Source organism: Campylobacter sp. CH278 (assembly GCF_004378845.1).
GTDB lineage: Bacteria > Campylobacterota > Campylobacteria > Campylobacterales > Campylobacteraceae > Campylobacter_D > Campylobacter_D jejuni.
This window is the reverse complement of the sequence record NZ_RYXZ01000002.1, coordinates 79,731-103,255: the sequence shown is the minus strand read 5'-3', so window position 1 is coordinate 103,255 and position 23,525 is coordinate 79,731. Positions and strand designations below refer to the sequence as shown.

Annotated in this window: 24 protein-coding genes; 17 read left to right on the top strand and 7 right to left on the bottom strand. The window is 30.1% G+C overall.

The features are described 5' to 3' along the window. Window positions 1–48 precede the first annotated feature (48 nt). Together holA and ELQ04_RS02250 are read right to left on the bottom strand one after the other, a co-directional pair. On the bottom strand, window positions 49–1,014 hold the full coding sequence (gene holA / locus ELQ04_RS02255) for a DNA polymerase III subunit delta (protein WP_044778160.1): 966 nt from the start codon (window positions 1,012–1,014) through the stop codon (window positions 49–51). Further along, on the bottom strand, window positions 1,007–2,941 hold the full coding sequence (locus tag ELQ04_RS02250) for a ribonuclease R family protein (RefSeq protein WP_044778161.1): 1,935 nt from the start codon (window positions 2,939–2,941) through the stop codon (window positions 1,007–1,009). The genes holA and ELQ04_RS02250 overlap by 8 nt, the downstream gene beginning before the upstream one ends. A 118-nt stretch (window positions 2,942–3,059) precedes the next feature. On the opposite strand from ELQ04_RS02250, the gene ilvC reads away from it, so the two are divergent. Genes ilvC through ELQ04_RS02225 form a run of 5 tightly spaced genes read left to right on the top strand, consistent with a single transcriptional unit; the run spans window position 3,060 to window position 7,179 of the window. Next, window positions 3,060–4,082, top strand: a complete 1,023-nt coding sequence (gene ilvC, locus ELQ04_RS02245) for a ketol-acid reductoisomerase (protein WP_002921147.1) — start codon at window positions 3,060–3,062, stop codon at window positions 4,080–4,082. Window positions 4,083–4,085: 3 nt separating this feature from the next. Beyond that, window positions 4,086–5,168: a divergent polysaccharide deacetylase family protein gene (locus tag ELQ04_RS02240; RefSeq protein WP_002938302.1), complete on the top strand. Its 1,083-nt coding sequence runs from the start codon at window positions 4,086–4,088 to the stop codon at window positions 5,166–5,168. Continuing rightward, window positions 5,158–5,931, top strand: a complete 774-nt coding sequence (locus tag ELQ04_RS02235; RefSeq protein ID WP_002938303.1) for a DNA-processing protein DprA — start codon at window positions 5,158–5,160, stop codon at window positions 5,929–5,931. Before ELQ04_RS02240 ends, ELQ04_RS02235 begins: the two co-directional genes overlap by 11 nt. Next, the gene (gene ruvX / locus ELQ04_RS02230) at window positions 5,928–6,311 is read left to right on the top strand and encodes a Holliday junction resolvase RuvX (protein WP_002856861.1); all 384 of its coding nucleotides are present in this window, start codon (window positions 5,928–5,930) and stop codon (window positions 6,309–6,311) included. Before ELQ04_RS02235 ends, ruvX begins: the two co-directional genes overlap by 4 nt. A 28-nt stretch (window positions 6,312–6,339) precedes the next feature. Beyond that, entirely contained in the window at window positions 6,340–7,179 is an 840-nt protein-coding gene (locus ELQ04_RS02225) for an RsmB/NOP family class I SAM-dependent RNA methyltransferase (RefSeq protein ID WP_074469326.1), read from the top strand. A 175-nt stretch (window positions 7,180–7,354) separates the two neighbouring features. Here the strand turns inward: ELQ04_RS02225 and msrA are convergent, their stop codons facing one another. From msrA to aspS, 4 genes are read right to left on the bottom strand one after another with little or no spacing between them, the layout of a single operon-like run. Next, on the bottom strand, window positions 7,355–7,852 hold the full coding sequence (gene msrA, locus ELQ04_RS02220; protein WP_002855174.1) for a peptide-methionine (S)-S-oxide reductase MsrA: 498 nt from the start codon (window positions 7,850–7,852) through the stop codon (window positions 7,355–7,357). Between the two features lie 40 nt (window positions 7,853–7,892). Beyond that, entirely contained in the window at window positions 7,893–8,411 is a 519-nt protein-coding gene (gene ppa, locus ELQ04_RS02215) for an inorganic diphosphatase (RefSeq protein WP_002855031.1), read from the bottom strand. A gap of 9 nt (window positions 8,412–8,420) precedes the next feature. Next, window positions 8,421–8,999: an adenylate kinase gene (locus ELQ04_RS02210; RefSeq protein WP_002855137.1), complete on the bottom strand. Its 579-nt coding sequence runs from the start codon at window positions 8,997–8,999 to the stop codon at window positions 8,421–8,423. Beyond that, on the bottom strand, window positions 8,996–10,747 hold the full coding sequence (gene aspS, locus ELQ04_RS02205) for an aspartate--tRNA ligase (protein ID WP_044778163.1): 1,752 nt from the start codon (window positions 10,745–10,747) through the stop codon (window positions 8,996–8,998). Before aspS ends, ELQ04_RS02210 begins: the two co-directional genes overlap by 4 nt. A gap of 90 nt (window positions 10,748–10,837) precedes the next feature. On the opposite strand from aspS, the gene ELQ04_RS02200 reads away from it, so the two are divergent. From ELQ04_RS02200 to mrdA, 12 genes are all read left to right on the top strand, one after another. After that, window positions 10,838–11,698 (top strand): NAD(+) kinase, encoded by an 861-nt coding sequence (locus ELQ04_RS02200; protein ID WP_002938314.1) that lies wholly within the window; start codon window positions 10,838–10,840, stop codon window positions 11,696–11,698. Next, window positions 11,698–13,221 (top strand): hypothetical protein, encoded by a 1,524-nt coding sequence (locus tag ELQ04_RS02195; RefSeq protein ID WP_002938316.1) that lies wholly within the window; start codon window positions 11,698–11,700, stop codon window positions 13,219–13,221. The genes ELQ04_RS02200 and ELQ04_RS02195 overlap by 1 nt, the downstream gene beginning before the upstream one ends. A 102-nt stretch (window positions 13,222–13,323) precedes the next feature. Continuing rightward, on the top strand, window positions 13,324–14,568 hold the full coding sequence (gene cbrR, locus ELQ04_RS02190) for a bile resistance response regulator CbrR (RefSeq protein WP_002938318.1): 1,245 nt from the start codon (window positions 13,324–13,326) through the stop codon (window positions 14,566–14,568). Further along, the gene (locus ELQ04_RS02185; RefSeq protein WP_002866502.1) at window positions 14,559–15,374 is read left to right on the top strand and encodes a TatD family hydrolase; all 816 of its coding nucleotides are present in this window, start codon (window positions 14,559–14,561) and stop codon (window positions 15,372–15,374) included. Before cbrR ends, ELQ04_RS02185 begins: the two co-directional genes overlap by 10 nt. Continuing rightward, window positions 15,374–16,492, top strand: a complete 1,119-nt coding sequence (locus ELQ04_RS02180; RefSeq protein ID WP_002852087.1) for a lytic transglycosylase domain-containing protein — start codon at window positions 15,374–15,376, stop codon at window positions 16,490–16,492. The genes ELQ04_RS02185 and ELQ04_RS02180 overlap by 1 nt, the downstream gene beginning before the upstream one ends. After that, complete coding sequence (locus ELQ04_RS02175) at window positions 16,452–17,279, top strand: septal ring lytic transglycosylase RlpA family protein (protein ID WP_002852227.1); 828 nt, start codon at window positions 16,452–16,454, stop codon at window positions 17,277–17,279. The genes ELQ04_RS02180 and ELQ04_RS02175 overlap by 41 nt, the downstream gene beginning before the upstream one ends. Before the next feature lie 5 nt (window positions 17,280–17,284). Continuing rightward, window positions 17,285–17,773 (top strand): HAD-IIIA family hydrolase, encoded by a 489-nt coding sequence (locus tag ELQ04_RS02170; protein ID WP_002866504.1) that lies wholly within the window; start codon window positions 17,285–17,287, stop codon window positions 17,771–17,773. Next, the gene (locus ELQ04_RS02165; RefSeq protein WP_002921129.1) at window positions 17,764–18,279 is read left to right on the top strand and encodes a hypothetical protein; all 516 of its coding nucleotides are present in this window, start codon (window positions 17,764–17,766) and stop codon (window positions 18,277–18,279) included. Before ELQ04_RS02170 ends, ELQ04_RS02165 begins: the two co-directional genes overlap by 10 nt. Beyond that, window positions 18,261–18,722 (top strand): LptA/OstA family protein, encoded by a 462-nt coding sequence (locus ELQ04_RS02160; protein ID WP_002859586.1) that lies wholly within the window; start codon window positions 18,261–18,263, stop codon window positions 18,720–18,722. The genes ELQ04_RS02165 and ELQ04_RS02160 overlap by 19 nt, the downstream gene beginning before the upstream one ends. Next, entirely contained in the window at window positions 18,719–19,315 is a 597-nt protein-coding gene (gene yihA / locus ELQ04_RS02155) for a ribosome biogenesis GTP-binding protein YihA/YsxC (protein WP_002893924.1), read from the top strand. The genes ELQ04_RS02160 and yihA overlap by 4 nt, the downstream gene beginning before the upstream one ends. Next, entirely contained in the window at window positions 19,312–19,806 is a 495-nt protein-coding gene (locus tag ELQ04_RS02150) for a membrane protein (protein WP_002855248.1), read from the top strand. Before yihA ends, ELQ04_RS02150 begins: the two co-directional genes overlap by 4 nt. Further along, complete coding sequence (gene mrdA / locus ELQ04_RS02145) at window positions 19,807–21,612, top strand: penicillin-binding protein 2 (RefSeq protein ID WP_002859991.1); 1,806 nt, start codon at window positions 19,807–19,809, stop codon at window positions 21,610–21,612. A 119-nt stretch (window positions 21,613–21,731) separates the two neighbouring features. On the opposite strand, the gene ELQ04_RS02140 is transcribed toward mrdA, so the two are convergent. Then, window positions 21,732–23,522, bottom strand: a complete 1,791-nt coding sequence (locus ELQ04_RS02140; RefSeq protein WP_002893926.1) for an aminopeptidase P family protein — start codon at window positions 23,520–23,522, stop codon at window positions 21,732–21,734. Window positions 23,523–23,525 lie beyond the last annotated feature (3 nt).

Sequence of the window (23,525 nt, the reverse complement as noted above, 5' to 3'; positions counted from 1 at the left end):
TTAGTTTTATAATAAAAAAAGTGATTTTAATTTTTATAATTTTACTATTTAGCTTTTCAAAATCCTTGCAAGTTTAAGCAAATTTGAAATTAAAAATTCTTTTTTTACGAGCTTAGAATTGGTTTTAAGCTCGTATTCGCATTTAAGCAAAAGAGTGAAAATTTCTTTATATTGTTCGATTTTTAAACTAAAGGCTTGAGAGCTTAAATTTTGTCCCACTTGAGGAGGTGGAGTATAGCCTAAAAGATCTTTAAAGTCAATTTTACCATTGACTTTAGCATAAAGTGCGATTTTAAATAAACGATAAAAAGAATTATACAAAGAGTTGATTAAAGCAATTTCATTAAAATTATCTAAAATTTTTTCAAGTTCGCTTTTAAAGTCTTGTTTCTTTAAAATTTTCTCAAAAAAGCTTTCAAAACTTCCTGTATTCAAACTATAGCAGTATTGTTCTATGGTTTTTTCATCTACTCTTAAACCACTAAATTTATTAAGCTCGCTCGCAGCAAGATATAAGTTTTCATCAAAACTTGTAAAAAGAGTAAATAAAGCATTTTGAGTGATTTCAACCCCTAGTTGTTTTGCTTTTATGCTTAAAAGCTCCACGCCTTCTTTAGCTCCGTTAGCTTTGAAAAATCTTACAAAATGAGGAGAAAAAATTTTTTCTATATCGCTTTGTTTAGAACTTTCATCATAAAGCTCTAAAAGAAAGAAATTGTCCGTATTGTTTTTACAAAGATCTACTAAAACTTTAAGATCTTTTGTTGGAATTTTTTTAGAAGTTTTAATTTCGAGTAATTTTTTTTCACTAAAAAGCGATCCTGCGCTTAAAAAATCACTCGCACGAGTGAAGTTGTATTCTTCAAAAAAAAGTTTTAAAGTTTCATCGGGCTTATATTTTTCTTTTATAAATTCAGCATAAAGTTCGTTTTGAAAATTATCTGCTCCATAAAGAAAGAAAAAATTGGGTATTAAACCTTTAGAAAGTAGGGTTTGAAGCTCTTTTCTATACATTTTCTTCCTTTATAAGTCTTTGGGTGATTTTAGCATAAATTTTTGCCATAACTATATCCGCTTCCATGATTTGCACTTCAACACTTTCTAGCAAATTTACACGCGTATCATAAAGGATTATATCCGCTCCTTTGATTTCATCATCTAGTTTAGCTATACAAACTCCATCATTTTGAACAACTAAAGCTTTAAATTTTTTGCCTATATTTTTAGCTGCCCATCTAGCAAATTTTCTATCCATAAAATCAAAAGCAACTTTATCCGCCTCTCTTTCAAGTGTGCTAAGATTCTCGCAAGTGCTTTCTATGTTTAAAAGTAGATAATTAAAAAGTTTTTCATCGTTTTTTTGTTTGGCTTTTAAAAGTCTGTGCAAAATAAGATCAGAATACCTTCTTATAGGGCTTGTAAAATGTGAATATTTATCAAAACCTAAGCCAAAATGTCCTGCATTGACGCTAGAATATTCTGCTTTTTTTTGTGCTTTGATGATGAGTTTATCTACTTCTGCTCTTAAATTTAACTCATCGGCTAAAGCTTGTATGTCGCGTATGAGTTCAGGAAGATTGGGTTTAAAATTTACATCGATGCCTAGTTCGCGTAATTCATTTAAAAGCTTATCGATTTTTCTTGCATCAGCACTTAAGTGATTCCTAAAAACACCTATATCTATGAGTTTTGCTGCGGCTTTATTGGCTAAAAGCATACAATCTTCGATCAAATTATGCGAAGGCGTGTCTTTTTCAAAAACTGTACTTTTTAGACTTAAATTTTCATCTAAATTCATTCTTAATTCTTCGGTGCGAAATTCAAAGGCATTTTTAAGACGCATTTTGCGTAAATTTTTTGTGATTTCAAAAAGCTCATAAAGCCATGAAAGCTCTTTTAAATCAGGTTTTTGTATTAAAATTTCATCAACCTCATCGTAATTAAAACGGCGTTTTGAGTTGATAATACCTTCAAAAAGTTCTTCTTTTATGACCTTATTTTCATGATCGAGTGTAATTTTAAAACAATACGCTAAGCGATCTAAATGAGGTTTTAAAGAACAGATATTTTCACTTAAAGGACGCGGTAGCATAGGTATAGCAATATGTGGAAAATAAATAGAAAATCCACGATTTCTTGCTTCTTTATCTATAGCACTATAAGCATAAACATATTCGCTAATATCAGCAATAGCTACATAAATTTCTCGTTTTTGAGTATCAAAATAAATCGCATCATCAAAATCTTTTGCATGTATAGGATCTATGGTGCAAAAAGGCAAGGCTCTTAAATCCATGCGATTTTCATACATACTCGCATCAACGCTATCACCGTTTGCTAGAGCTTCTTTGATACAAGCGTCGCTAAATTCGTTATTTTTATTAAAAAGAGCTAAGGAGATTTTTTCATCTACGCTTTCATCATCGATATGTCCTAAAACTTCTATAATATTGTTATTTTCATTTTCTATTTTTAAAATTGTCCCTAAAGGTAGTGCTTTTAAGGATTTTTGAGAAGCTTTTAAGGCAGTGCTTAATCCTGTTTTGATATTCATTCCAAGCACGGCTTCGCCGTACCTTTTGGTGATCACTAAAGAGGTTTCATTGGCTCTTTTTAGAACTAAAATCACCTTTGCACTGGGGCGTTTTTTCTTTAAAGATAGAAGTTTTACTGCGACTATATCTTTATAGTTTGCACCTTTTAGGTTTTTGTTTTCTATCAAAAGATCTTTTTTGAAACTTTCATCAAAGCATTGTAAAAAACCTGTGCCTTTGCTTGAAATATCAAGTACTCCAAAGGCAAAACCATTGTTAAGATAGTATTTGTTTTTGTGTTCTTTGATGATATGATTAGCTAAAAGCTCTCTTAAAATTTGTTTAAATTCATTGCTTACTTCATGAGAGTTAATGCCATAACTAAGATTGTTTAAAAATTCTTTCACTTTTGATACTTTATGATTTTTTGTAAAATTCTTACATAAAGTTTATAAAAAAAATATGAAATTTATACTTTAATTGCTATAATAATACCTTTAATTTTTGAATTTTTAAGGAGTGAATATGGCTATTACAGTATATTATGATAAAGATTGTGATTTAAATTTAATCAAATCAAAAAAAGTAGCAATTATAGGCTTTGGCTCTCAAGGACACGCTCATGCAATGAATTTAAGAGATAATGGCGTAAATGTAATTATCGGACTTCGTGAAGGTAGTGTAAGTGCTGTTAAAGCAAAAAATGCTGGTTTTGAAGTAATGAGTGTAAGCGAGGCTTCTAAGACAGCAGATGTGGTTATGATTTTAGCTCCTGATGAAATTCAAGCAGATATTTTTAATGTCGAAATAAAACCAAATTTAAGTGAAGGCAAGGCTATAGCTTTTGCGCACGGTTTTAATATCCACTATGGTCAAATTGTTGCTCCAAAAGGTATAGATGTTATCATGATAGCACCTAAAGCACCAGGACACACAGTAAGAAATGAATTTACTTTAGGAGGTGGAACTCCTTGTTTAATAGCCATCCATCAAGATGAAAGTAAAAATGCTAAAAATTTAGCCTTAAGTTATGCAAGTGCGATTGGGGGCGGACGCACAGGTATTATAGAAACAACCTTTAAAGCCGAAACAGAAACAGATCTTTTTGGTGAACAAGCCGTGCTTTGTGGTGGACTTAGTGCTTTGATTCAAGCAGGTTTTGAGACTTTGGTTGAAGCAGGTTATGAACCTGAAATGGCTTATTTTGAGTGTTTGCATGAAATGAAACTTATTGTGGATTTGATTTATCAAGGTGGTATTGCAGATATGCGTTATTCTATCTCAAATACTGCAGAATACGGCGATTATATCACAGGGCCAAAGATTATCACTGAAGAGACTAAAAAAGCGATGAAAGGTGTTTTAAAAGATATACAAAATGGTGTTTTTGCAAAAGATTTTATCTTAGAACGCCGTGCAGGTTTTGCTAGAATGCATGCAGAACGCAAAAATATGAATGATTCTTTGATAGAAAAAACAGGGCGCAATTTGCGTGCGATGATGCCTTGGATCAGTGCTAAAAAATTAGTAGATAAAGATAAGAACTAAACATTGTCAAAGAAAAAATTAGTTCAAATTCAGCGTTATTTAATCATAGCTATACTTTTTTTACTTTGTATAGCTTTAGCTTTGGGAATTTTAGTAAAATATCAAAATTCCCAAGATGTTTCTTCTGTTAAGCCGGATTATTTTATTGATAAACAAGAAGATTTAATTTCATCAAATAAAGATCATTATGAAATTGGTATTTTTCAAGAGAATGAGTTTGATAATAATAAATCTGTAAGTATTTTAGAGCAAAAAATTCAAGAAATCGATGATTTAAATACAAGTTTAAATGAGCAAAATTTAAGCAGTGTGGAGCAGAATTTAAGTTTAGAGCAAAATCAGAGTTTGGAACAAAATTTTATTCCAAAAGATACAAATTTAACCCAAGATCAAAATTTAGCTTTTGATGAAGATATTCATTTAAATAAAATTTCTAAAAAACCAAAACTTGCTATTATTATCGATGATATGGCAAATGCAAGTCAGGTTAGAGGTTTAAAAGCTTTAAATTTAAAGTTAAATCCTTCTTTTTTTCCGCCAGATAAAAACCATATCGAAACGCCAAAACTTGCTTTAAAATTTGATTTTTATATGGTGCATTTACCTTTAGCAGCAATTAATTACAATAAACCCGAGCTTGATACTTTAAATCCAAATGATAGCAAAGAAAGAATTTTTAAAAAAATCAAGCAAATTAAAAAAGATTTTAAGGATTTAAGATATATTAATAATCACACAGGAAGTTTATTTACAAGCAATGAAGAAGCTATGAGAAAGCTTTATGAGGCTTTAAAAAATCAAAATATATTTTTTGTAGATTCTAAAACTATAGGAAATTCTAAGGCAAATAAAATCGCTAAAGAACTCAGTATGCCTTATATACAAAGAGATGTGTTTTTGGATAATGAAGATGATGTTAATTATGTTAAAAAACAACTCGAAAGTGCAGTAAAACTTGCACAAAAAAAAGGTTTTGTTATAGCCATAGGACATCCTAGGAAAAATACTTTTAAAGCTTTAGAGCAAAGTAAGAATTTGTTAAAAGGCGTTGATCTTGTGTATTTGAGTGAAATTTATGGCAAGTGAAATTTTGCCTGATGAATTTTTAGAACTTTTTAAAGATTTAAAAAAGCCTCCTAAAAAATTACACTATAAAGGAAATTTATCTTTATTAAAACAAGATAAAATCGCTATTATAGGTTCAAGGCGTATGAGTGTTTATACGAAAAATTGTGTTTTTTCTTTAGCGAGTATGCTTAAAAATGCTCATCTTTGTGTGGTAAGTGGCGGTGCTTTGGGTGTGGATATCACCGCAAGTGTGGCGGCTATGCCAAATACTATAGGTATTTTTGCTAATGGTTTAGATCAAATTTATCCAAGAACTAATGAAAAAATCATTAAACAAATTTATGAAAATGCTTTGGCTTTAAGTGAATATGAAGATGATTATTTGCCAAAAAATTATGACTTTTTACTAAGAAATCGTTTGGTTATTGCTTTAAGTAAGGCTGTTGTAGTTGCACAAGCAGATATAAAAAGTGGTTCTATACAAAGTGCAAAACTTGCTTTAGAGCTCAATAAACCTTTATATGTTTTACCGCAAAGACTAGGAGAAAGCACAGGGACTAATTTGCTTTTAAAGGAAAATAAAGCAAAATTGATTTGTGATTTTAAAGAATTTGTAAGTGAGTTTGCAAGTATAGATACAAATCAAGATGAGTTTTTAGAGTTTTGTAAAAAAGGTGTGAGTGTTGATGAGGCTTTAAAAATTTATGGACAAAAAGTTTATGAATATGAACTTGAGGGAAAAATTTCCATCGAAGGGCTTTTTATAAGGGTTTTAGTATGAGAGCTTTGGCTTTAGATGTAGGTTTAAAACGCATAGGTGTAGCGCTTTGCGTAGATAAAAAGATTGCTTTGCCTTTAGATGCAGTTTTAAGAAAAAATCGCAATCAAGCTGCCAATGAAATCAAAAATTTACTTAAAATACATGAAATTTCTTTACTCATTGTAGGCATTCCTAAGGGTGGATCAAGCGAAGAAGAAATGACAAGACGCATTAAGCATTTTGTATCTTTGCTTGAATTTGATAAAGAAATTTGCTTTGTAGATGAAAGTGGAACAAGTAAAGAAGCTTTAGGATACGGCGTAGCCAATACACGCAAAAAAGATGGTAAATTAGACTCTTTATCCGCTTTTATCATGATAAAGGATTATTTTGCTCTCTAGAATAGAAAAACTTTATACTAAAGATGAAATGCAAAATATTTTATCTTCTTTTGCTCAAGAAAAAAATGTTTGTGTATTTGCAAATACTTTAAAAACTAGCATTGAAGAATTAGAAAAAGAATTTTTAAAACAAAATTTAAAATTTAAAAAGATCAATGCTTATTGTTATTTGTTTGATGCCAAAGATAAAGCTATCTTAAGTTCTATGAAAGCTTTTAATGAGGCGTATTTTTATATACAAAATTATTCTTCTTATTTGTGTGCTTTAAATTTAGAAGTTAAAGCAGGGCAAAGTGTTCTTGATATGTGTGCAGCTCCGGGTGGCAAAAGTATCAATCTTGCAAATTTTATGCAAAATACAGGTTATTTAGCTTGCAATGAGATGAGTAGGGATAGATTTTTTATTTTGCAAAAAAATCTTAAAAATTACGGCGTGAATGCTAAAGTTTTTATGAAAGATGGTAAAAATATAGGCAATTTATGTCCTTTAAAATTTGATAAAATTTTACTCGATGCACCTTGTTCAACTTTTGCTAAAATAGGTTTTGATTTGGAAAAAAGTTATAAAGAAATCAAAAATATTGCAAAAACTCAAAAAAAACTTCTACATTCTGCTTTAAAGGCATTAAAAATAGGAGGAGAGCTTGTATATAGTACTTGCACCTTTACCAAGGAAGAAAATGAAGAAGTGATAGAGAATGCTTTAAAAAGCGAGTTTAAATTAGAGCTTTTAGATATTGATTTGGAAAATATTGAGGCTAAAGCAGGGCAAAGTGAAGAATTTGCTGAAATTTCAAAATGCAGACGGATTTTACCAAGCTTAGACTATGATGGATTTTTTATAGCTAAGCTTAGGAAATTATGTTAATTGATAAAATTATTCACATTTAAATACAAATTCATAAAAAAACTTAAAAAACAATAAATAATTTTTTCTTTATTTTAAAGCTTAAAGTTCTATTTTTAAGTACTTCGAAAAGAAAATCACAGCGTGAAAAGGCTGTGAATAAAGTTGAAATTTTTTTAACCTTAAAAAGATGAAATTAGTCTGATTGTATTTTTTGCAGTTTTGGAGCTATTACAGCTTGACAATATCCTTGATTGGGATTATTTATAAAATAATGTTGATGATAGTTTTCAGCTTTGTAGTAAGTTTGCAATCTTGAAATTTTAGTAACTATTTTTTTGCTAAATATTTTTTGCTGTTCTTCGATGAAATTTTGAGCTAAAATTTTATCTTCTTCATTTTCGTAAAAGATTATTGAGCGATATTGTATACCAATATCTCCACCTTGTTTATCTATGCTTGTTGGATCATGAATTTTAAAAAAGAGTGTTAAGATTTCAAGAAGAGAGATTTGTTTTTCATCGTAATTTATTTTGACAACTTCTATGTTACCATCACCATTGCACACGCTTTCATAGCTAGGATTTGGATTTCCTCCGCTATATCCAACTTCAGTATCGATTACACCTTTTAGGCGTTCAAATACGGCTTCAACACACCAAAAACAACCACCACCTAAAACGATATTTTTCATTGCGAGTTTTCCTTGAGTTTAGCCCTTTGAAGGGCTAGGATTATTTGTAGTTTTTGATTGCTTTTTCTAAAATTTCAATTGCAGCTTTTTCATCTTTAAAATCTTGCACTTTAACCCATTTGTTTGGCTCTAAAATTTTATAAGTTTCAAAGAAATTTTTGATTTTATTTAAAGTTGCTTGTGGTAAATCCGTGTAAGTTTTTATATTGTCATATCTTGCATCTATTTTTGAATTTGGAACTGCAAGAAGTTTTTCATCCATTCCGCTTTCATCTTCCATGATTAAAACACCAATTAAGCGACAAGGAATCACGGCTCCAGCTTGGATAGGATATTCATTAAGCACTAAAATATCCACAGGATCACCATCATCAGCCAAAGTATTGGCAATAAAACCATAGTTTGCTGGATAAAACATCGCACTAGCCATAACGCGATCTACCATGATAGCACCACTATCTTTATCGATTTCGTATTTGATGCTTGAGCCGTATGGAATTTCGATTACGGCATTGATTTTATTTGGAATATCTCCGATTTTGATTTTGCTTAAATCCATTTTTTCTCCTTATATACTTTGAATTTTTTTAATCAGTTCTTTCATGTCTGCAACGATAGGTTCGATAGTGCGTTCCCCATCGATAATAAAATGAAGTTTTTTCTTTTGATAAAAATCTAAAATTTCATTTAAAGGTTCTGTATAAACTTTCATTCTATTATAAAACACTTCTTCATTATCATCTGCACCACGATTTCTGCCTAAAACTCTTTCTTTGGCAACTTCTTCGCTTACTCTTACTTCTATGACACCTTTAAGACAAATTTCATTTTGCTCACTTAAAACCTTATCAAATTCCATCATTTGCTCTACACTTCTTGGATAACCATCGATGATAATAGTTTTAGTTGGAGCAGCTTTTAGAGCACAAACTATAGTATTTACAACAACATCTAAAGGAACAAGATTGCCTTTGGATATAAAACTATCTATAGTTTTTCCAAGCTCACTCCCGCTTGCTACTTCAGCTCTTAAAAGATCTCCTGTTGAATAGTGTGTGATATTTGTCGCATCTGCTTGTGCGATTAAACTAGCATCGGTAGTTTTTCCACTACCTGGTGCACCTATGATTAAAAACAATTCTTTCATTTTATATTCTCCCTTAATTTGATTCCTAATTCTCTCATTGCTTCATTGCTAGCAGGCGATGGTGCATCTGTCATTAAGCATTGCGCTCTTTGGGTTTTTGGAAAGGCTATAACCTCTCTTATACTGTTTGCTCCTGTAACTAGCATGATGAGTCTATCAAGTCCTATAGCGATACCTCCATGTGGTGGAGCACCAAAACTTAAAGCATCAAGCAAGAAGCCAAATTTTTCTTTTTGTTGTTCTTCATCGATATTTAAAAGTTTAAATACTTTTTGTTGAATATCGTTTTTATGGATTCTTATACTACCTCCACCTAGCTCAACGCCATTTAACACTACATCATAAGCAATAGATGAAATTTCTTCTAAATCAGTCTCATCGATATTTTTTGGCATGGTAAAAGGATGGTGCATCGCAGAATAACTTCCATCATCATTTTGTTCAAACATAGGAAAATCAACAACCCATAAGAATTCTAAGGCATTTGGATCTATAAGATTTAACTCGTTGGCTAAGAAAATTCTAAATCTTCCCATATAATCAAGCACGGTTTTTTTAGCTCCTGCACCGAAAAATACCACATCTCCTACTTCAAGCTCACAGCGTTTGCTTAGCTCATTTAAATCTTCTTCGCTAAAGAATTTGCAAAGCGGACCTTTAAGCCCATCTTCTTTAACTTGTATAAAAGCTAAGCCTTGGGCACCAAATTTACGCACAAATTCTTCAAATCTTTGCATTTGTCTTTTTGAAAAAATAGTATCGCCTTTTGGAACGCGTATGGCTTTGATGCGATTTTTCTTTGTATCTTTGGCAATATTTGCAAAAATTTCATTATTTGACTTAGCAAAAATATCAACCACATCAATAAATTTAAGATCAAATCTTAAATCCGGCTTATCAGAGCCATAATTCTCCATAGCGTCTTTGTATTGCATTTGTCTAAAAGGAGTTTGAATTTCTTTGCCACAAGCTTTGAAAATATCTTTTAAAAAAGTTTCAGCTACATTGATTACATCTTTTTGTTCACAAAAACTCATTTCAACATCAATTTGTGTGAATTCAGGTTGGCGATCAGCTCTTAAATCTTCATCTCTAAAACATTTTGCGATTTGAAAATAACGATCAAAACCGCTACACATTAAAAGTTGTTTGAAAAGCTGAGGGCTTTGTGGAAGAGCATAAAATTCACCCTGATGAACACGAGAAGGCACGAGATAATCTCTTGCGCCTTCGGGAGTAGCTTTGGTAAGAATAGGGGTTTCAACTTCTAAAAATCCCATATTTGCTAAAGAATTTCTAGCTGCTATACAAGCTTTAGAACGCAAGGCAAAATTTTCATAAAGTTTAGGATTTCTTAAATCTAAAAAGCGATATTTTAAGCGTAATTCTTCATTTACACTTTCATCGGCTATAGCAAAAGGAGGTACGGCGCTTTCATTTTCTATGGTAAGTTTAGAAACAACTACTTCGATTTCTCCTGTTTTTAATTTAGGGTTTACAAGTCCTTCGCCACGCGGACGAATAGCACCTTCTACAATAAGTACAAATTCATTTCTTGCATTGGAAGCGATTTCATGAGCTTCTTTGCTATCATTCGGATCGCAAACAAGTTGGATAATGCCACTTCTATCTCTTAAATCTATAAAAATAACTCCACCATGATCGCGGTAGCTATTTACCCAACCGCAAAGTTTAACGCTTTGACCAACATGGGAAATTCCCAAGTCTGTATTATAATGACTTCGCAAATTTATTCCTTGAAAAAGATTTTTTAAGATAATGAGCAAAATTATAGTATTTTTATTCTTTTGCTTTGCTAAGATTTGATATAATTTTTTATGCAAAATAAAATAGATTATAAAAATATTAAAAAAATCGGACTTGTTACACGACCCAATGTGAGTTTAGATAAGGAAATTTTAAAACTTCAATCGATTTTATCTATATATAAAGTTGAGCTTGTATTGTTTAAAGAGAGTTCTGAAATTTTAGATTTGCCAAAGTATGGATTGGATGATTTGTTTAAAATATCTGATTTTGTTATTTCTTTAGGTGGAGATGGAACTTTGATTTCTTTATGCCGTAAAGCTTGTGAATATGATAAAGCAGTTTTAGGAATTCATGCTGGACATTTAGGCTTTTTAACAGATTTTAAAGTTGATGAAGCTAAAAATTTTTTTCAAGCTTTTTTTCAAGGAGAATTTAGAATAGAAAAGCCTTATTTGTTAAGTATTTTTTTAGAAGATAAGCAAGGAAAAATTTTAGAAAAATTGGCTTTTAATGATGTGGTTATCAGTAAAAACAATCAAGCTTCTATGGCTCATATAGAAGTTTTTAGAAAAGAAAAGAAATTTAATGAATATTTTGGAGATGGGCTTATTGTTGCAACTCCTGCGGGTTCAACAGCTTATAATTTAAGTGCAAATGGGCCCATAGTTTATACTTTAGCTCAAGCTTTTATCTTAACTCCTGTTTGTTCTCATTCTTTAACACAACGCCCTATTGTTTTGCCAAAAGGTTTTGAAATAGAAATTATGGCAAAGGATTGTATACTTTGTATTGATGGGCAAGAAAATTATAAAATGAATGATTTTAAAAGTATAAAAGTGGGTTTAAGTGATAAAAATGTGGCTTTAATTCACCCAAAAAATAGGGATTATTTTCAAATTTTAAAAGAAAAATTACACTGGGGAAATTGATGATAAATAGAATTTTTATGAAAGAAAATCTTGGTTTTAAAAAGGCTGAGCTTGAAATTTCTAAAGGACTTACCGTTTTTACAGGCCTAAGTGGAGCTGGAAAATCAGTTTTGTTTAAAGGAATTTTATCCGCATTTTCTTTGAGTGAAAGTGAGGCTAAAATTGTCGAAATAGAACTAGATGATAAGTTAGATTTAGAAAGTTTCGGTATAGAAAGTGAAGAGGAGAATGTTTTTAAGCTTTTAAAAGAAAAAAACACAAAATATTTTATTAACAATCAAAGCATAGCGAAAAAAAGTTTGCAAAATTTAAGTAAAACTTTTATTAAGTATTTAAGTGCAAAGGAAAATAATGAATTTGGAAATGAAAAATTTTTAAATCTCTTAGATGCCTTGGAAATGCAAGAAAATACAAATTTTATTTCCTTTTTAGAAGATTTTAAAAAAGATTTTAATGCTTATAGTCAAATTTCTAATGAGCTTAATGTAATTTTAGAAGAAGAAAAAAAAGTAGAAGAATTAAAAGAACTAGCTAGAGTGCAAATTGAAAAAATTTCAAGCATTAATCCTAAAATAGGTGAGTATGAAGAGCTTTTAATACTTAAAAAAAAGCTTTCTAAAAAAGATAAATTAGAAGAAGCTTGGAGCAAGGCAGAGCGTATTTTTGAGCTTGAAAAAGTTGTTATTGAAGCTTTAAATTTAAGCGAAGTTGATGCGAGTTTTTTTAGTGAATGTTTAAATGAATTACGCGTGATTTGTGAAAATCAAAAAATGGAAGATTTGGATTTTGATGTGGAGACACTTTTAGATCGCATTGAAAATTTATCCTATCTCATTAAGCGTTATGAAAGCATAGAAAATGCTTTAGAAGTTTTAAAACAAAAAAAACATGAACTAGAACATTATGAAAATTTAAGTTTTGAAAAAAAAGAACTTGAAAAAAAATTTCAAGAATTAAAACAAAAATTAGAAGAAAAAGCGCAAATTTTAAGTCAAACAAGAAAGAAAAACCTTAAAAAATTGGAAAAATGTTTAAATAATTATCTTAAAGATCTTTATATGAAAGACGCAAGTTTAACGTTTAAAGAAAATGAAAAAATTTCAATTTTAGGCAAAGATGAGATAATACTAGATATTAATTTAGCTAATTTAAAAAATTTAAGTTCAGGTGAATTAAATCGCTTAAGACTTGCTTTTATAGCTACAGAATGTAAAATTTTAAATGCAGGTAAAGGGATATTATTTTTAGATGAAATCGATGCAAATTTAAGCGGAAAAGAGGCTATGAGTATAGCCAAGGTTTTAGAAGAGCTTTCTAAGTTTTATCAAATTTTTGCTATTTCTCATTTGCCTCAACTTTCCTCTAAGGCGCATAATCATTTTTTAGTTGAAAAAAATGGCGAAGAAAGCAAGGTAAAAAAGCTTGATCAAGAAGAAAGAATTAAAGAGCTTGCTAGGATGGTAAGTGGAGAGCTTGTTAGTGATGAAGCAATCGAATTTGCTAAGACCTTGTTTAAGAATTAAGCGGATTTTTTATTTTACTATGTTAGAATATATAACTATAAAATTTCCTTTCTTTGAAACAAATATATTAAAAATTTTAGATATAAAGGTATTTTACACACTATGAATAAGAAAATTTTAATTATTGATGACAATAAAATGCTCGGCAAACTTTTAGCTAAAAAAATTCAAATGACTTTAGATTATGAGGTAGATATTGCTTTTGGTTTTGCCGAAGCTAAGGAATTAATGAATAATGATTATTTTTTAGCTTTTGTGGATTTATGTTTGCCAGATGCCCCAAATGGTGAAGTTGTGGATTATATTATAGAAAAGAAAATTCCTGCTATTGTTCTTACAGCTAGTGGTGATAAGGCTACTAAAGAAAAATTTATGGATAAAGATATATTAGATTATATTTTTAAAGAAAGTGAAACTTGCATTGATGAGATTATTAGTTCTATTGTAAAACTTAATCAATATGCAAAAACTAAAGTGATTTTAGCTATGAGCAAGCTACCTGAACGTAATGAAATTAAAAAAATACTTACTCAAAGACAATTTAATGTTTTAGCTGCAGCTCATGGTGAAGAAGCAATGAGTTATTTAAATGATAATAATGATGTTAAGCTTATTATAGCAGATGTCAATATGCCAGTAATTAGCGGTTTTGAGCTTTTGATTCAAGTAAGAGAACGTTTTAGTGATGATGAATTAGGTGTGATTCTTTTGGGGGATCATAATGATTCATTTGAAGCGAATTCTTTTAAAAATGGAGTTAATGAGTATTTGTTTAAGCCTTTAAGCAAAGAAAGTTTTAATTGTCGCTTAGATCATTGTTTATCTTACATGGATGATAAAAAATTTTTAAGCACTTATAATGTTTTAGATCCTGTATCTGGGGTTAAAAATTATAATGCTTTAATCGATGGAATAGATGATTATTTTAACGAAATAGCAACAAAAGACGAGGAATTTGCTTTTGCTTTCTTAGATATAGATAATCTTCAAATGATTAACGATGAATACGGTCGTGAAGTTGGTGATGAAGTAATTAAAATCTGCGCCAATGAAATAGTCAATGAAACTAAAGGAAGAGATCTTGTAGGTAGATATAGTGCAGAAAAAATTTGTATTTTACTTAAAAATATATCCCAAGAAAGAGCGATTAAAATCTTTTCTCGTATACGAGTAAATATAAAAAAGGCTGGTGTTTTAGTTAATTTAGATGAAGTCTTTTTTACAGCTTCTATAGGCGTGGTTTTTGGAAAAAGTGGAGATAAGATCGATTCTTTGGTTGATAAAGCAAGTAAAATATTGTCTCAAGCAAAAGATAATGGCAAGGATAGAGTTGAAGTATGTTCTTAAATCTTGATTTTCAAGATGGTTTAAGGATTGTTGATACACATTGCCATCTAGACAGTGAAGCATTTAAAGATGATTTAGATGAAACTTTAAATCGTGCTTTTAAAAATGGTATAGAGAAAATCATCATACCTGGTGCTGATATAAAAGATTTGCCCTATGCAGCTACAATTGCTCATAAATATAAAAATATTTTTTTTGCAGTAGGGGTGCATCCTTATGAAATTGATAATTATGATGAGAAAATTTTAAGGCAGTATTTATACGATGAAAAGTGTGTAGCTGTAGGTGAATGTGGGCTTGATTATTTCCGTTTTAAAAGTGATCTTGCTGAAGAAATTCAAAAAGAAAAAGAAAATCAAAAAAAGATTTTTATCGCACAGCTTGAACTTGCTATTGAATTTAAAAAACCTGTTATCATTCACTCAAGAGAAGCAAATCATGATACTTATGAGATTTTACATGGGTATTCTAAGGATCTTGTAGGAGGAGTTTTACACTGCTTTAATGCAAGCGAACATTTGCTAACTCTTTTTGAAGATGGATTTTATTTTGGTATTGGGGGAGTTTTAACTTTTAAAAATGCTAAGAAATTAGTTGAAATTTTACCTAAAATTCCAAAAGATAGACTACTACTTGAAACTGATGCTCCATATCTTACTCCAGAGCCTTATCGCGGTAAAAGAAATGAACCTTTGTTAACTCAATTTGTAGCAAACAAAATGTGTGAAGTATTGAATTTATCAAGAAAAGAGCTTCTAGAAATTTGTTTTAACAATTCTGAAAAATTATTTTTTAAAGGTTATTAATGAAAAAAATTTTATTGTGTTTTTTAATATGTTTTAATTTTCTTTTTGCACAAATTAATACTCCTGAATTTTATGAAAGACAAATGAATGTTTTAAGAAATTTAGATATTAATCCAAGTTTTATTAGTGATTTGATTTTTGTGCAAACTCAACAAGATATAAAATCAAAACATGCTCAAACTTTAATAGATAGTATGCAAAATTTTTCAAAAGTTACTCCTATGATAAGAAAAATTTTAGCCCAGCAGGAAGTTCCTGATGAGATTTTGTATCTAGCTATGGTTGAATCAGGCTTGAAAACTCATAGCGTTTCTAATGCCAAGGCTGTAGGGGTTTGGCAATTTATGCAACCAACAGCTAGAAATTTGGGTTTAAGAATCGATGCTTATGTTGATGAAAGGCGTGATCCGGTCAAGTCAACTTATGCCGCTACAAATTATTTAAAAGAGTTAAAAGAAGAATTTGGCAAATGGTATTTGGCACTTTTAGCTTATAATTGCGGAAATGGCAAGCTAAGACAAGCTATCAAGCAAGCAGGAAGTGATGATTTAAGTGTTTTATTGAACCCTGATAAGAAATATCTTTCTTTAGAAACTAGAAATTTTATAAGAAAGATTTTAACGCTTGCTTTTTTAGCCAATGATAGGGATTTTTTACTAGATAAAGATGCGTCTTTAATGAATTATGCTTTAAGCAATGAATTTGCAAAAGTTGATGTGCCTTCTTCTGCATCTTTAAAAGAAATAGCTAAAAATTTAAATATGGATCTTGCAACTTTTAAGAAATATAATCCACAATTTAAACATAATTTTACGCCTCCTGGTAAAGGGTATTATATGTATATACCACTTAATAAAGTAGCATTTTTTGATAAAAATTTTAAAGCAGAAAAACTTGCAAAGGTTGATACAACTATACCTATGACAAGAACTTATACCGTTAAGTCTGGTGACTCTTTATATAAAATAGCAAAAAATTATAATATAAGTGTTGATGAAATTCGAGAATTCAATAAAATAGCAAAAAATCATCTTAGTATTAATCAAAAATTAATTATACCAATCAAGGAGAATAAAAATGCAAATAAAAACAATTACACTAAAGTTGTCAGCCGTTAGTCTAGGGGCTTTATTTTTTAGTGGTTGTTTAGGCACTAGTTTTTTTTCTAGCTTGGATAATGCTCAAGTGTATTATCCTTCAAATGATTTTAAAAGCAGTCCTAGTTCTTCAGGGACTAAAGGAACGATGAAGCCTTATACTATCAATGGTAAAACTTATTATCCTACTGTTGTAGCAGTAGGCGAAACTGCTGATGGTATTGCGAGTTGGTATGGGCCAGGCTTTCACGGCAAGAAAACCTCTAATGGCGAAACCTATAATCAAAATGCTTTAACCGCGGCTCATAAAACTTTACCTATGAATACCATCTTAAAAGTAACCAATTTAAATAACAATCGTCAAGTTACCGTTCGTGTGAATGATAGAGGTCCTTTTGTAAATAATCGTATTATAGATTTATCAAAAGGAGCTGCTAGTCAAATTGATATGATTGCTTCAGGAACAGCTCCAGTAAGGCTTGAGGTTATAGGGTTTGGATCAAGTAATTCGGGTAATAATATTGTACATTCTAATGTAAACTATGGAAATAGTGGAGAGATTGCGAATAATGGACAAATTTATGAAGGTGGAAATTTCATGGTTCAAATTGGAGCCTTTAAAAACCCAGCTGGAGCACAAACGATAGCAGCAAGATATAAAACTTATAGAACTTATAGCTCTACTATACGCACAAGCTCAGTGGATGGGTTAAATCGCGTTTTCTTAACAGGCTTTAGAAGTGAAGATGAAGCAAGGGATTTTGCTGCAAGTGGTGCATTTGCAGGTGCATTTGTTGTAAGAGAGTAGAAATTATGACAGAATTGATTTTTTTGGATGTAGATGGCTGTTTAACTGATGGGAAGATTATTTATACTTCTAATGGAGAATTTATTAAAGAATTTGATGTAAAAGATGGAGCGGCTATCGAGGCTTGGCTAAAGCTTGGTAAAAAAATTGCTATTATTACAGGTAGAAATTGTCCTTGTGTTGAAAAAAGAGCTAAAGATTTAAAAATAGAAATTTTATATCAAGGCATCAAGGATAAGTTAGCTTGTGCAAAAGAAATTTTACAAAAACTTAATTTAGATTTTTCTCAGTGTGCGGCTATTGGGGATTATTTTAACGATAAGGCTTTGCTTGAAAGTGTAGGGCTTAGTTTTAAACCAAAAGATGGTCATAAAGATTTAAATGTAGACATAGTGCTTAGCAAAAAAGGTGGTAAGGCTGCTGTAGCACAGATGATAGAAATTTTAGTAGAAAAAAATCATCTAGAAGAAGAATGGAATAAGCTTTGGCTATAAAAATTTTTGGAATTTTAATTGCTCTTTTTACAATTACTTTTACGATTTTAAGTTTGCAAGATCCGTATTCTTTGAATTTGCAAACTAATGCTTTAAATTTTAAAAATATTGAGGCTAAAAATTTGAAAGCTTATGAGAGTAATACTAGTACAATTAAGGCATATTATAAGGCAAATTCTTGGGTGAGATATGCAGATAGAGATGAATTTAATGATTTTATTACTTTAAATTTAGATTTTAATCTTAGCGCGAATCGTTTAGAATTTTTTAATAAAGATATGAGCAAGGTTTTGTTTGAAGGAAATGTTACTTATATAGGTTCTAATAATGTCAAAATTATTTCTCAAGAGGTAGAATACCAACCTAAGGATAAAATTTTACACACAAATACTAATTTTAAAGCTCTGATCAATGGAAGTATTATTAACGGAAATACTTTAAACTATGATGTAAAAAACAAAATTTTAAATATCCAAGGAGTAAATGCGTGGTTGCAAGACAAATAATTTTATTGTTAGCTTGTGTAAGTGTAACTTGGGCAACTCAAATTGAAGTAAAAGCTTTAAATTTTTATTCAGATGAAAATAAGGGTGAAAGTATTCTTAGTGGAAATGTAGAAGTAATTAGGGGTGATGATATTTTAAATTCTGAAAAATTGATTATTTATACGGATAAAAATCGCAAACCTATTCGTTATGAAGCAATGCAAAACGCTAGGTTTAAGATTGTTTTAAAAGGTAAAACTTATAAAGGTAGTGGAGATAAATTTATTTATAATGTTATTAAAGATACTTACGAGATTAATGGTCATGCTTATATAAATGAGCTTGGAAGCAATCAAAAACTTTTTGGTGATAAAATAATAGTCGATAGAAAAGCTAATATTTATCGAGTAGAGAGCAAGGATCAAAAACCTGCTCGTTTTGTATTTGATCTTAAAGACAAATGATAATTAGTGCTAAATTTATCACTTCTTTAGTGAAATTTGATGAGAATTTGAGCTCAAATTTTAGCGAAGTAGCATTTTTGGGGCGCTCCAATGTCGGAAAAAGTTCTTTAATCAATTCTTTGTGTAAACAAAAAAATTTAGCCAAAAGTTCGGCAACTCCTGGAAAAACTCAGCTTATAAATTTTTTCGAAGTAACTTGCAAAAGAAATGAAGAAAAATTTAATATCAATTTTATCGATTTGCCAGGGTTTGGTTATGCAAAGGTTTCTAAAAATTTAAAAGAAATATGGAATCAAAACTTAGATGAATTTTTAAAATTAAGAACCTCGATAAAGTTATTTATACATTTAATCGACTCAAGACATACTCATTTAGAGATCGATGTAAATTTAAATGACTATTTGAAAAGATTTTTACGACCTGATCAAAAAATTTTAAAAGTTTTTACCAAATGCGATAAATTAAATCAAAGTGAAAAAGCTAAGTTAAAAAATGAATTTAAAGACTCTATTTTAGTTTCAAATTTGAATAAATTTGGCCTTGATTCTTTAGAAGATATTATTATCAATCAAACTTTAGGTCTTGATAAATGAGAAGAAATTTAAGTGCTTATAAAGCAAAATTTAATGGAGCTTATGTCTTTTTAGGATTTTTTTTTCTAATCTATCAGATTCTTGGTTCGACTTTTATATATGCTCCGTTACTTTATGGGATTTTTTTCTGTTATATGTTTTGCTTACTAGAAGAGAGAGAAAGAACTTTTTCAAAGCTTGATTTTAGATGGTATTTTTCTTTATTTTTTTTATTTTTTACTGATATAACTTATAATTTTTTTATTTTTTCATCTTGGTTGGCATTTTTTATTTTTTATTATCTTTGTGCAGATTGGATTAAGACAAATTTAAAAATTGGTAAATTTATCCCTGTTGTTTTTGTGCTTTGTGCTTACGGCATTATTTTGTTTTTGGATATGATATTGTCTTATATTGGAGATGAAAAAATTAAAATTTTAGGATGGGCGTATATTGTTTCAGTTTTTATAGAATGTTGTTTAGCTTATGTGTTTTTTAAAGGTAAAATTTAAATGAGAATGCGTTTAGTTGTTGGATTTATACTATTGTTTTTTATATTTTTATTAAGTCGTGTGTATTATTTGAGTATAAAATCAAATGTATATTATGAAGAACTTGCCAAACAAAATGCCATAAAAACTGAATTTTTACCACCTGTTAGGGGTCAAATTACAGATAGAAATGGAACTTTATTGGCTATTAATGATTTGGGTTTTAGTATTTCTATTAAACCTTATTTGAGTATTAAAAAGTCAAATAAAGGAATTTTAGATAAAGAATTATCTGAACTTACAAATTTATTTCCCGATTTAAATGCTAGTAAATTAGCAGAAATTTATAAGAGAAATGATTCTTACTATAATCAAGATTTTATTAAAGTAGTAGATTTTATACCCTATGATGAGATTATTCCGCATTATTCAGAGTTAAATCTTAATAAAACAATAAAAATAGATCCTGTTGTAAAAAGAAAATATCCTTTTGGAAAATTGGCTTCGCATATTATTGGGTATGTAGGTAAGGCAAATTTGCAAGATGTTCAAGAAAATGAAATAGCAAAACTTTCTAATTATACAGGAAAAAGTGGTATAGAACGCTATTATAATGATATTTTACAAGGAGAAAAAGGAACTAGGGTTTATAAGGTTAATGCCTTAAATCAAGAAGTAGAACAGCTTTCTTACACTCCTGCTATGTCTAATGATATAGAACTTACGATAGATATAGAGCTTCAATCTTATTTAACTTCATTGTTTGAAGGGAATGCTGGAGCTGCTATAATTATGAATGTAAATGATGGATCTATTTTAGCTGCAGGGAGTTTCCCTGAATATGATCTTAATCCTTTTGTAACAGGGATTTCTTTTAAGGATTGGGATGAGCTTTCAAATAGTCTTGACCATCCTTTTACAAATAAACTTATAAATGGATATTATCCTCCAGGTTCTGTTGTAAAAATGGGAGTAGGGCTTTCTTTTTTAAATTCTAAAAATATTAGTCCATCAACTCAATATGTTTGCAATGGAAGCATTGAGCTTGGAGGTAGGTTTTTTAGATGTTGGAATCGATCAGGCCATGGACCTGTGGATTTAAAACATGCGATAAAATATAGTTGTGATGTTTATTTTTATAATGGCAGTTTGCAAGTTGGAATCGATCAAATAAGTGAAACTTTATCTCGCATTGGCTTTGGAGCGAAAACAGGGGTAGATTTACCTAGTGAATTTGTAGGAACTTTACCAAGCAAAGAATGGAAGATGCAAAGATATAGACAATCTTGGTTTCAAGGTGATACTTTAAATACAGCTATAGGTCAAGGTAATTTTCTTGCAACACCTATGCAAATTGCTAGATATACAGCTCAAATCGCAAAAGGTGGAGAGGTTATACCTCATTTTTTAAAAAGCATAGAAAATAATAATACAACTATAGAAAATCAAATGGATGAAAATAAAAAAGAAATTTTTACTTTATTTGAAAAGAGTCAATTGCCTTATATAAGAGATGCAATGTATGCTGTTGCTAATGAGCAAGGAGGAACCTCTTATCGTTATTTGCATAATCTTGATGTGAAAGTTGCAGCAAAAACAGGAACTGCTCAGGTTGTGGGATTTTCACAAACAGATAAAAATAGGGTCGATGAAAAACAATTTGAGTATTATACTAGATCTCATGCGTGGCTTACTTCTTATGCTCCTTATTCTAAGCCAAAATATGTAGTTACCGTTCTTTTGGAACATGGTGGGAGAAATATTACTTCAGGGGCAACTGTAGCTAAAATTTATCAAAAAATGATTGAACTTGGATATTTTAAATAATTTTTAGTTGTAAATTGAGTTTTTCAAAAAAACTTTTTTAGCAATTGGTTTAAAAACCTTGTATTAAACAAATTATAAGTTTAATACAAGGAAAATTTATCTATGTTAATAAAAGTATCTTAAAAGATAGCTTTTGTTCTTTTTTCAAGCCAAACTAGAGCTTTTGGATAATCACCTAGCTTAGGAGAAAGTTTTTCAAATACTTCTTTGTGATAATTGTTTAACCATTCTTTTTCTTTTTCATCTAACATTTTTGTATCAATACAAGATATTTCAAAAGGACAAAGAGTAACAGGTTTAAAGTATAAAAACTCTCCAAAATCTTTATTTTTAGGATTTTCTACTTTGGTATGAATAACTAAATTTTCAAGTCTTATACCCCATTTACCTACTTTATAAATACCTGGTTCTATGGAGGTTAGCATACCTTCTTTGGCTTTTGTTTTTTCAAGCACAGGGGATAGATAAGATAAAACTTGTGGACCTTCATGGACATTTAAAAAATATCCCACGCCATGTCCTGTGCCGTGTATATAGTCAATTTGTTCTTTCCATAAAGGTGCGCGTGTGATTGCATCAAGTAAGGGCATAGCTATATCTTTTGGAAAAATTGCACTGGAAATGGCAATATGTGCTTTTAAAACCAAGGTATAGTCATGAATTTGTTCTGCATTAGCCTTTCCTATTGGTACAACGCGTGTAATATCTGTTGTGCCGTTTTTATATTGTCCACCAGAATCAATAAGTAAAAGCCCATCTTTTTTAAGATAAGCAAAACTCTCTTTTGTGGCTTTATAATGTGGATATGCTGCATTTTCGTTAAAGCCTGCTATAGTGGCAAAACTATCACTTATGTAGTACTTGCTTTGTGCTCTAAATTCGCTTGCTTTAGCATCTATGTCTAATTCGCTTATTAATTCTTTATTTTCTATCGCTTCTTCAAGCCATGCAAAAAATTTACATAAAGCCACTCCATCTTCTATCATAGCATCTTGTATATGCGCTATTTCTTTTGTATTTTTAGCTGCTTTTAAGTGAGTGCTTGGATTAATTTCTTGAATGATTTTTACGCTTTTGTCTAAAGAATTTATGAGTAAAGCGGTCATTTTTGAAGGTTCAATAAGCAAATTTGTATTTGCAAGTTTTTCAAGCTCCATGATGATTTCATCATAATTTTTAAGCCAAAACCCATCTAAATTTAATTTTTTTTCAAGTTCTGAATTTACTTTTTTCTGATCAACAAAAAGCAAAGCTTTGTCTTCCAAGATTAGCAAATGACTTAAAAATACAGGATTATAATTTACATCATTCCCTCTTAAATTTGTAAGCCAAGCTATATCATCAAGGCTGGAGATTAAATGAGAGGTAACATTTAAATTTTTCATTTTTTGACGCACTAATGCTAATTTTTCTTTTCTTGAGTAAGAGCAGTATTCTAGTTCGTGTTCATAAATTTTTTCTTGTGGTAAAGTGGGACGATCTTTCCAAAGTGGACTTATCAAATCTATATGTTTTAAATTTGCCTTGCAATTAATCTTTAAATCTTTTTGCAAAGATAAAGGTAAAAGTGCAAAATCGATGCCTAAAATTTGATCTTCGCTTAAATTTTTTTCCAACCATTTGGTAAAAGTATTTTTAGCATCTTGCTTTTGTAAAAGTATGCCACTACCTTCTAATTCCTTTTGTGCTTGAAGCCAATATCTTCCATCTACCCACAAAAAGCCCTCTTCTTGTGTGATAAGAACTGTTCCAACAGAACCCTTAAAGCCACTGATAAAGACTCTGTTTTTGTAATATTCTGGTAAATATTCGCTCAAATGCGGATCCGCGCTTAAGATGAGATAGGCGTCAATATTATTTTCTTTCATTAATCTTCTAAGTTCTAATACTCTTTGTTTGTAAATACTCATATT

Bases quoted from the DNA above. Each gene is read 5' to 3' on its own strand.
- ruvX (WP_002856861.1), top strand. From the start codon at position 5,928: ATGAGAGCTTTGGCTTTAGATGTAGGTTTAAAACGCATAGGTGTAGCG.
- ELQ04_RS02175 (WP_002852227.1), top strand. From the start codon at position 16,452: ATGCAAATAAAAACAATTACACTAAAGTTGTCAGCCGTTAGTCTAGGG.
- holA (WP_044778160.1), bottom strand. From the start codon at position 1,014: ATGTATAGAAAAGAGCTTCAAACCCTACTTTCTAAAGGTTTAATACCC.
- ELQ04_RS02180 (WP_002852087.1), top strand. From the start codon at position 15,374: ATGAAAAAAATTTTATTGTGTTTTTTAATATGTTTTAATTTTCTTTTT.
- ppa (WP_002855031.1), bottom strand. From the start codon at position 8,411: ATGGATTTAAGCAAAATCAAAATCGGAGATATTCCAAATAAAATCAAT.
- ELQ04_RS02195 (WP_002938316.1), top strand. From the start codon at position 11,698: ATGATAAATAGAATTTTTATGAAAGAAAATCTTGGTTTTAAAAAGGCT.
- ELQ04_RS02235 (WP_002938303.1), top strand. From the start codon at position 5,158: ATGGCAAGTGAAATTTTGCCTGATGAATTTTTAGAACTTTTTAAAGAT.
- ilvC (WP_002921147.1), top strand. From the start codon at position 3,060: ATGGCTATTACAGTATATTATGATAAAGATTGTGATTTAAATTTAATC.
- yihA (WP_002893924.1), top strand. From the start codon at position 18,719: ATGATAATTAGTGCTAAATTTATCACTTCTTTAGTGAAATTTGATGAG.
- ELQ04_RS02185 (WP_002866502.1), top strand. From the start codon at position 14,559: ATGTTCTTAAATCTTGATTTTCAAGATGGTTTAAGGATTGTTGATACA.
- msrA (WP_002855174.1), bottom strand. From the start codon at position 7,852: ATGAAAAATATCGTTTTAGGTGGTGGTTGTTTTTGGTGTGTTGAAGCC.
- ELQ04_RS02150 (WP_002855248.1), top strand. From the start codon at position 19,312: ATGAGAAGAAATTTAAGTGCTTATAAAGCAAAATTTAATGGAGCTTAT.
- ELQ04_RS02225 (WP_074469326.1), top strand. From the start codon at position 6,340: ATGCAAAATATTTTATCTTCTTTTGCTCAAGAAAAAAATGTTTGTGTA.
- cbrR (WP_002938318.1), top strand. From the start codon at position 13,324: ATGAATAAGAAAATTTTAATTATTGATGACAATAAAATGCTCGGCAAA.
- ELQ04_RS02140 (WP_002893926.1), bottom strand. From the start codon at position 23,522: ATGAGTATTTACAAACAAAGAGTATTAGAACTTAGAAGATTAATGAAA.
- ELQ04_RS02200 (WP_002938314.1), top strand. From the start codon at position 10,838: ATGCAAAATAAAATAGATTATAAAAATATTAAAAAAATCGGACTTGTT.
- ELQ04_RS02170 (WP_002866504.1), top strand. From the start codon at position 17,285: ATGACAGAATTGATTTTTTTGGATGTAGATGGCTGTTTAACTGATGGG.
- ELQ04_RS02210 (WP_002855137.1), bottom strand. From the start codon at position 8,999: ATGAAAGAATTGTTTTTAATCATAGGTGCACCAGGTAGTGGAAAAACT.
- mrdA (WP_002859991.1), top strand. From the start codon at position 19,807: ATGAGAATGCGTTTAGTTGTTGGATTTATACTATTGTTTTTTATATTT.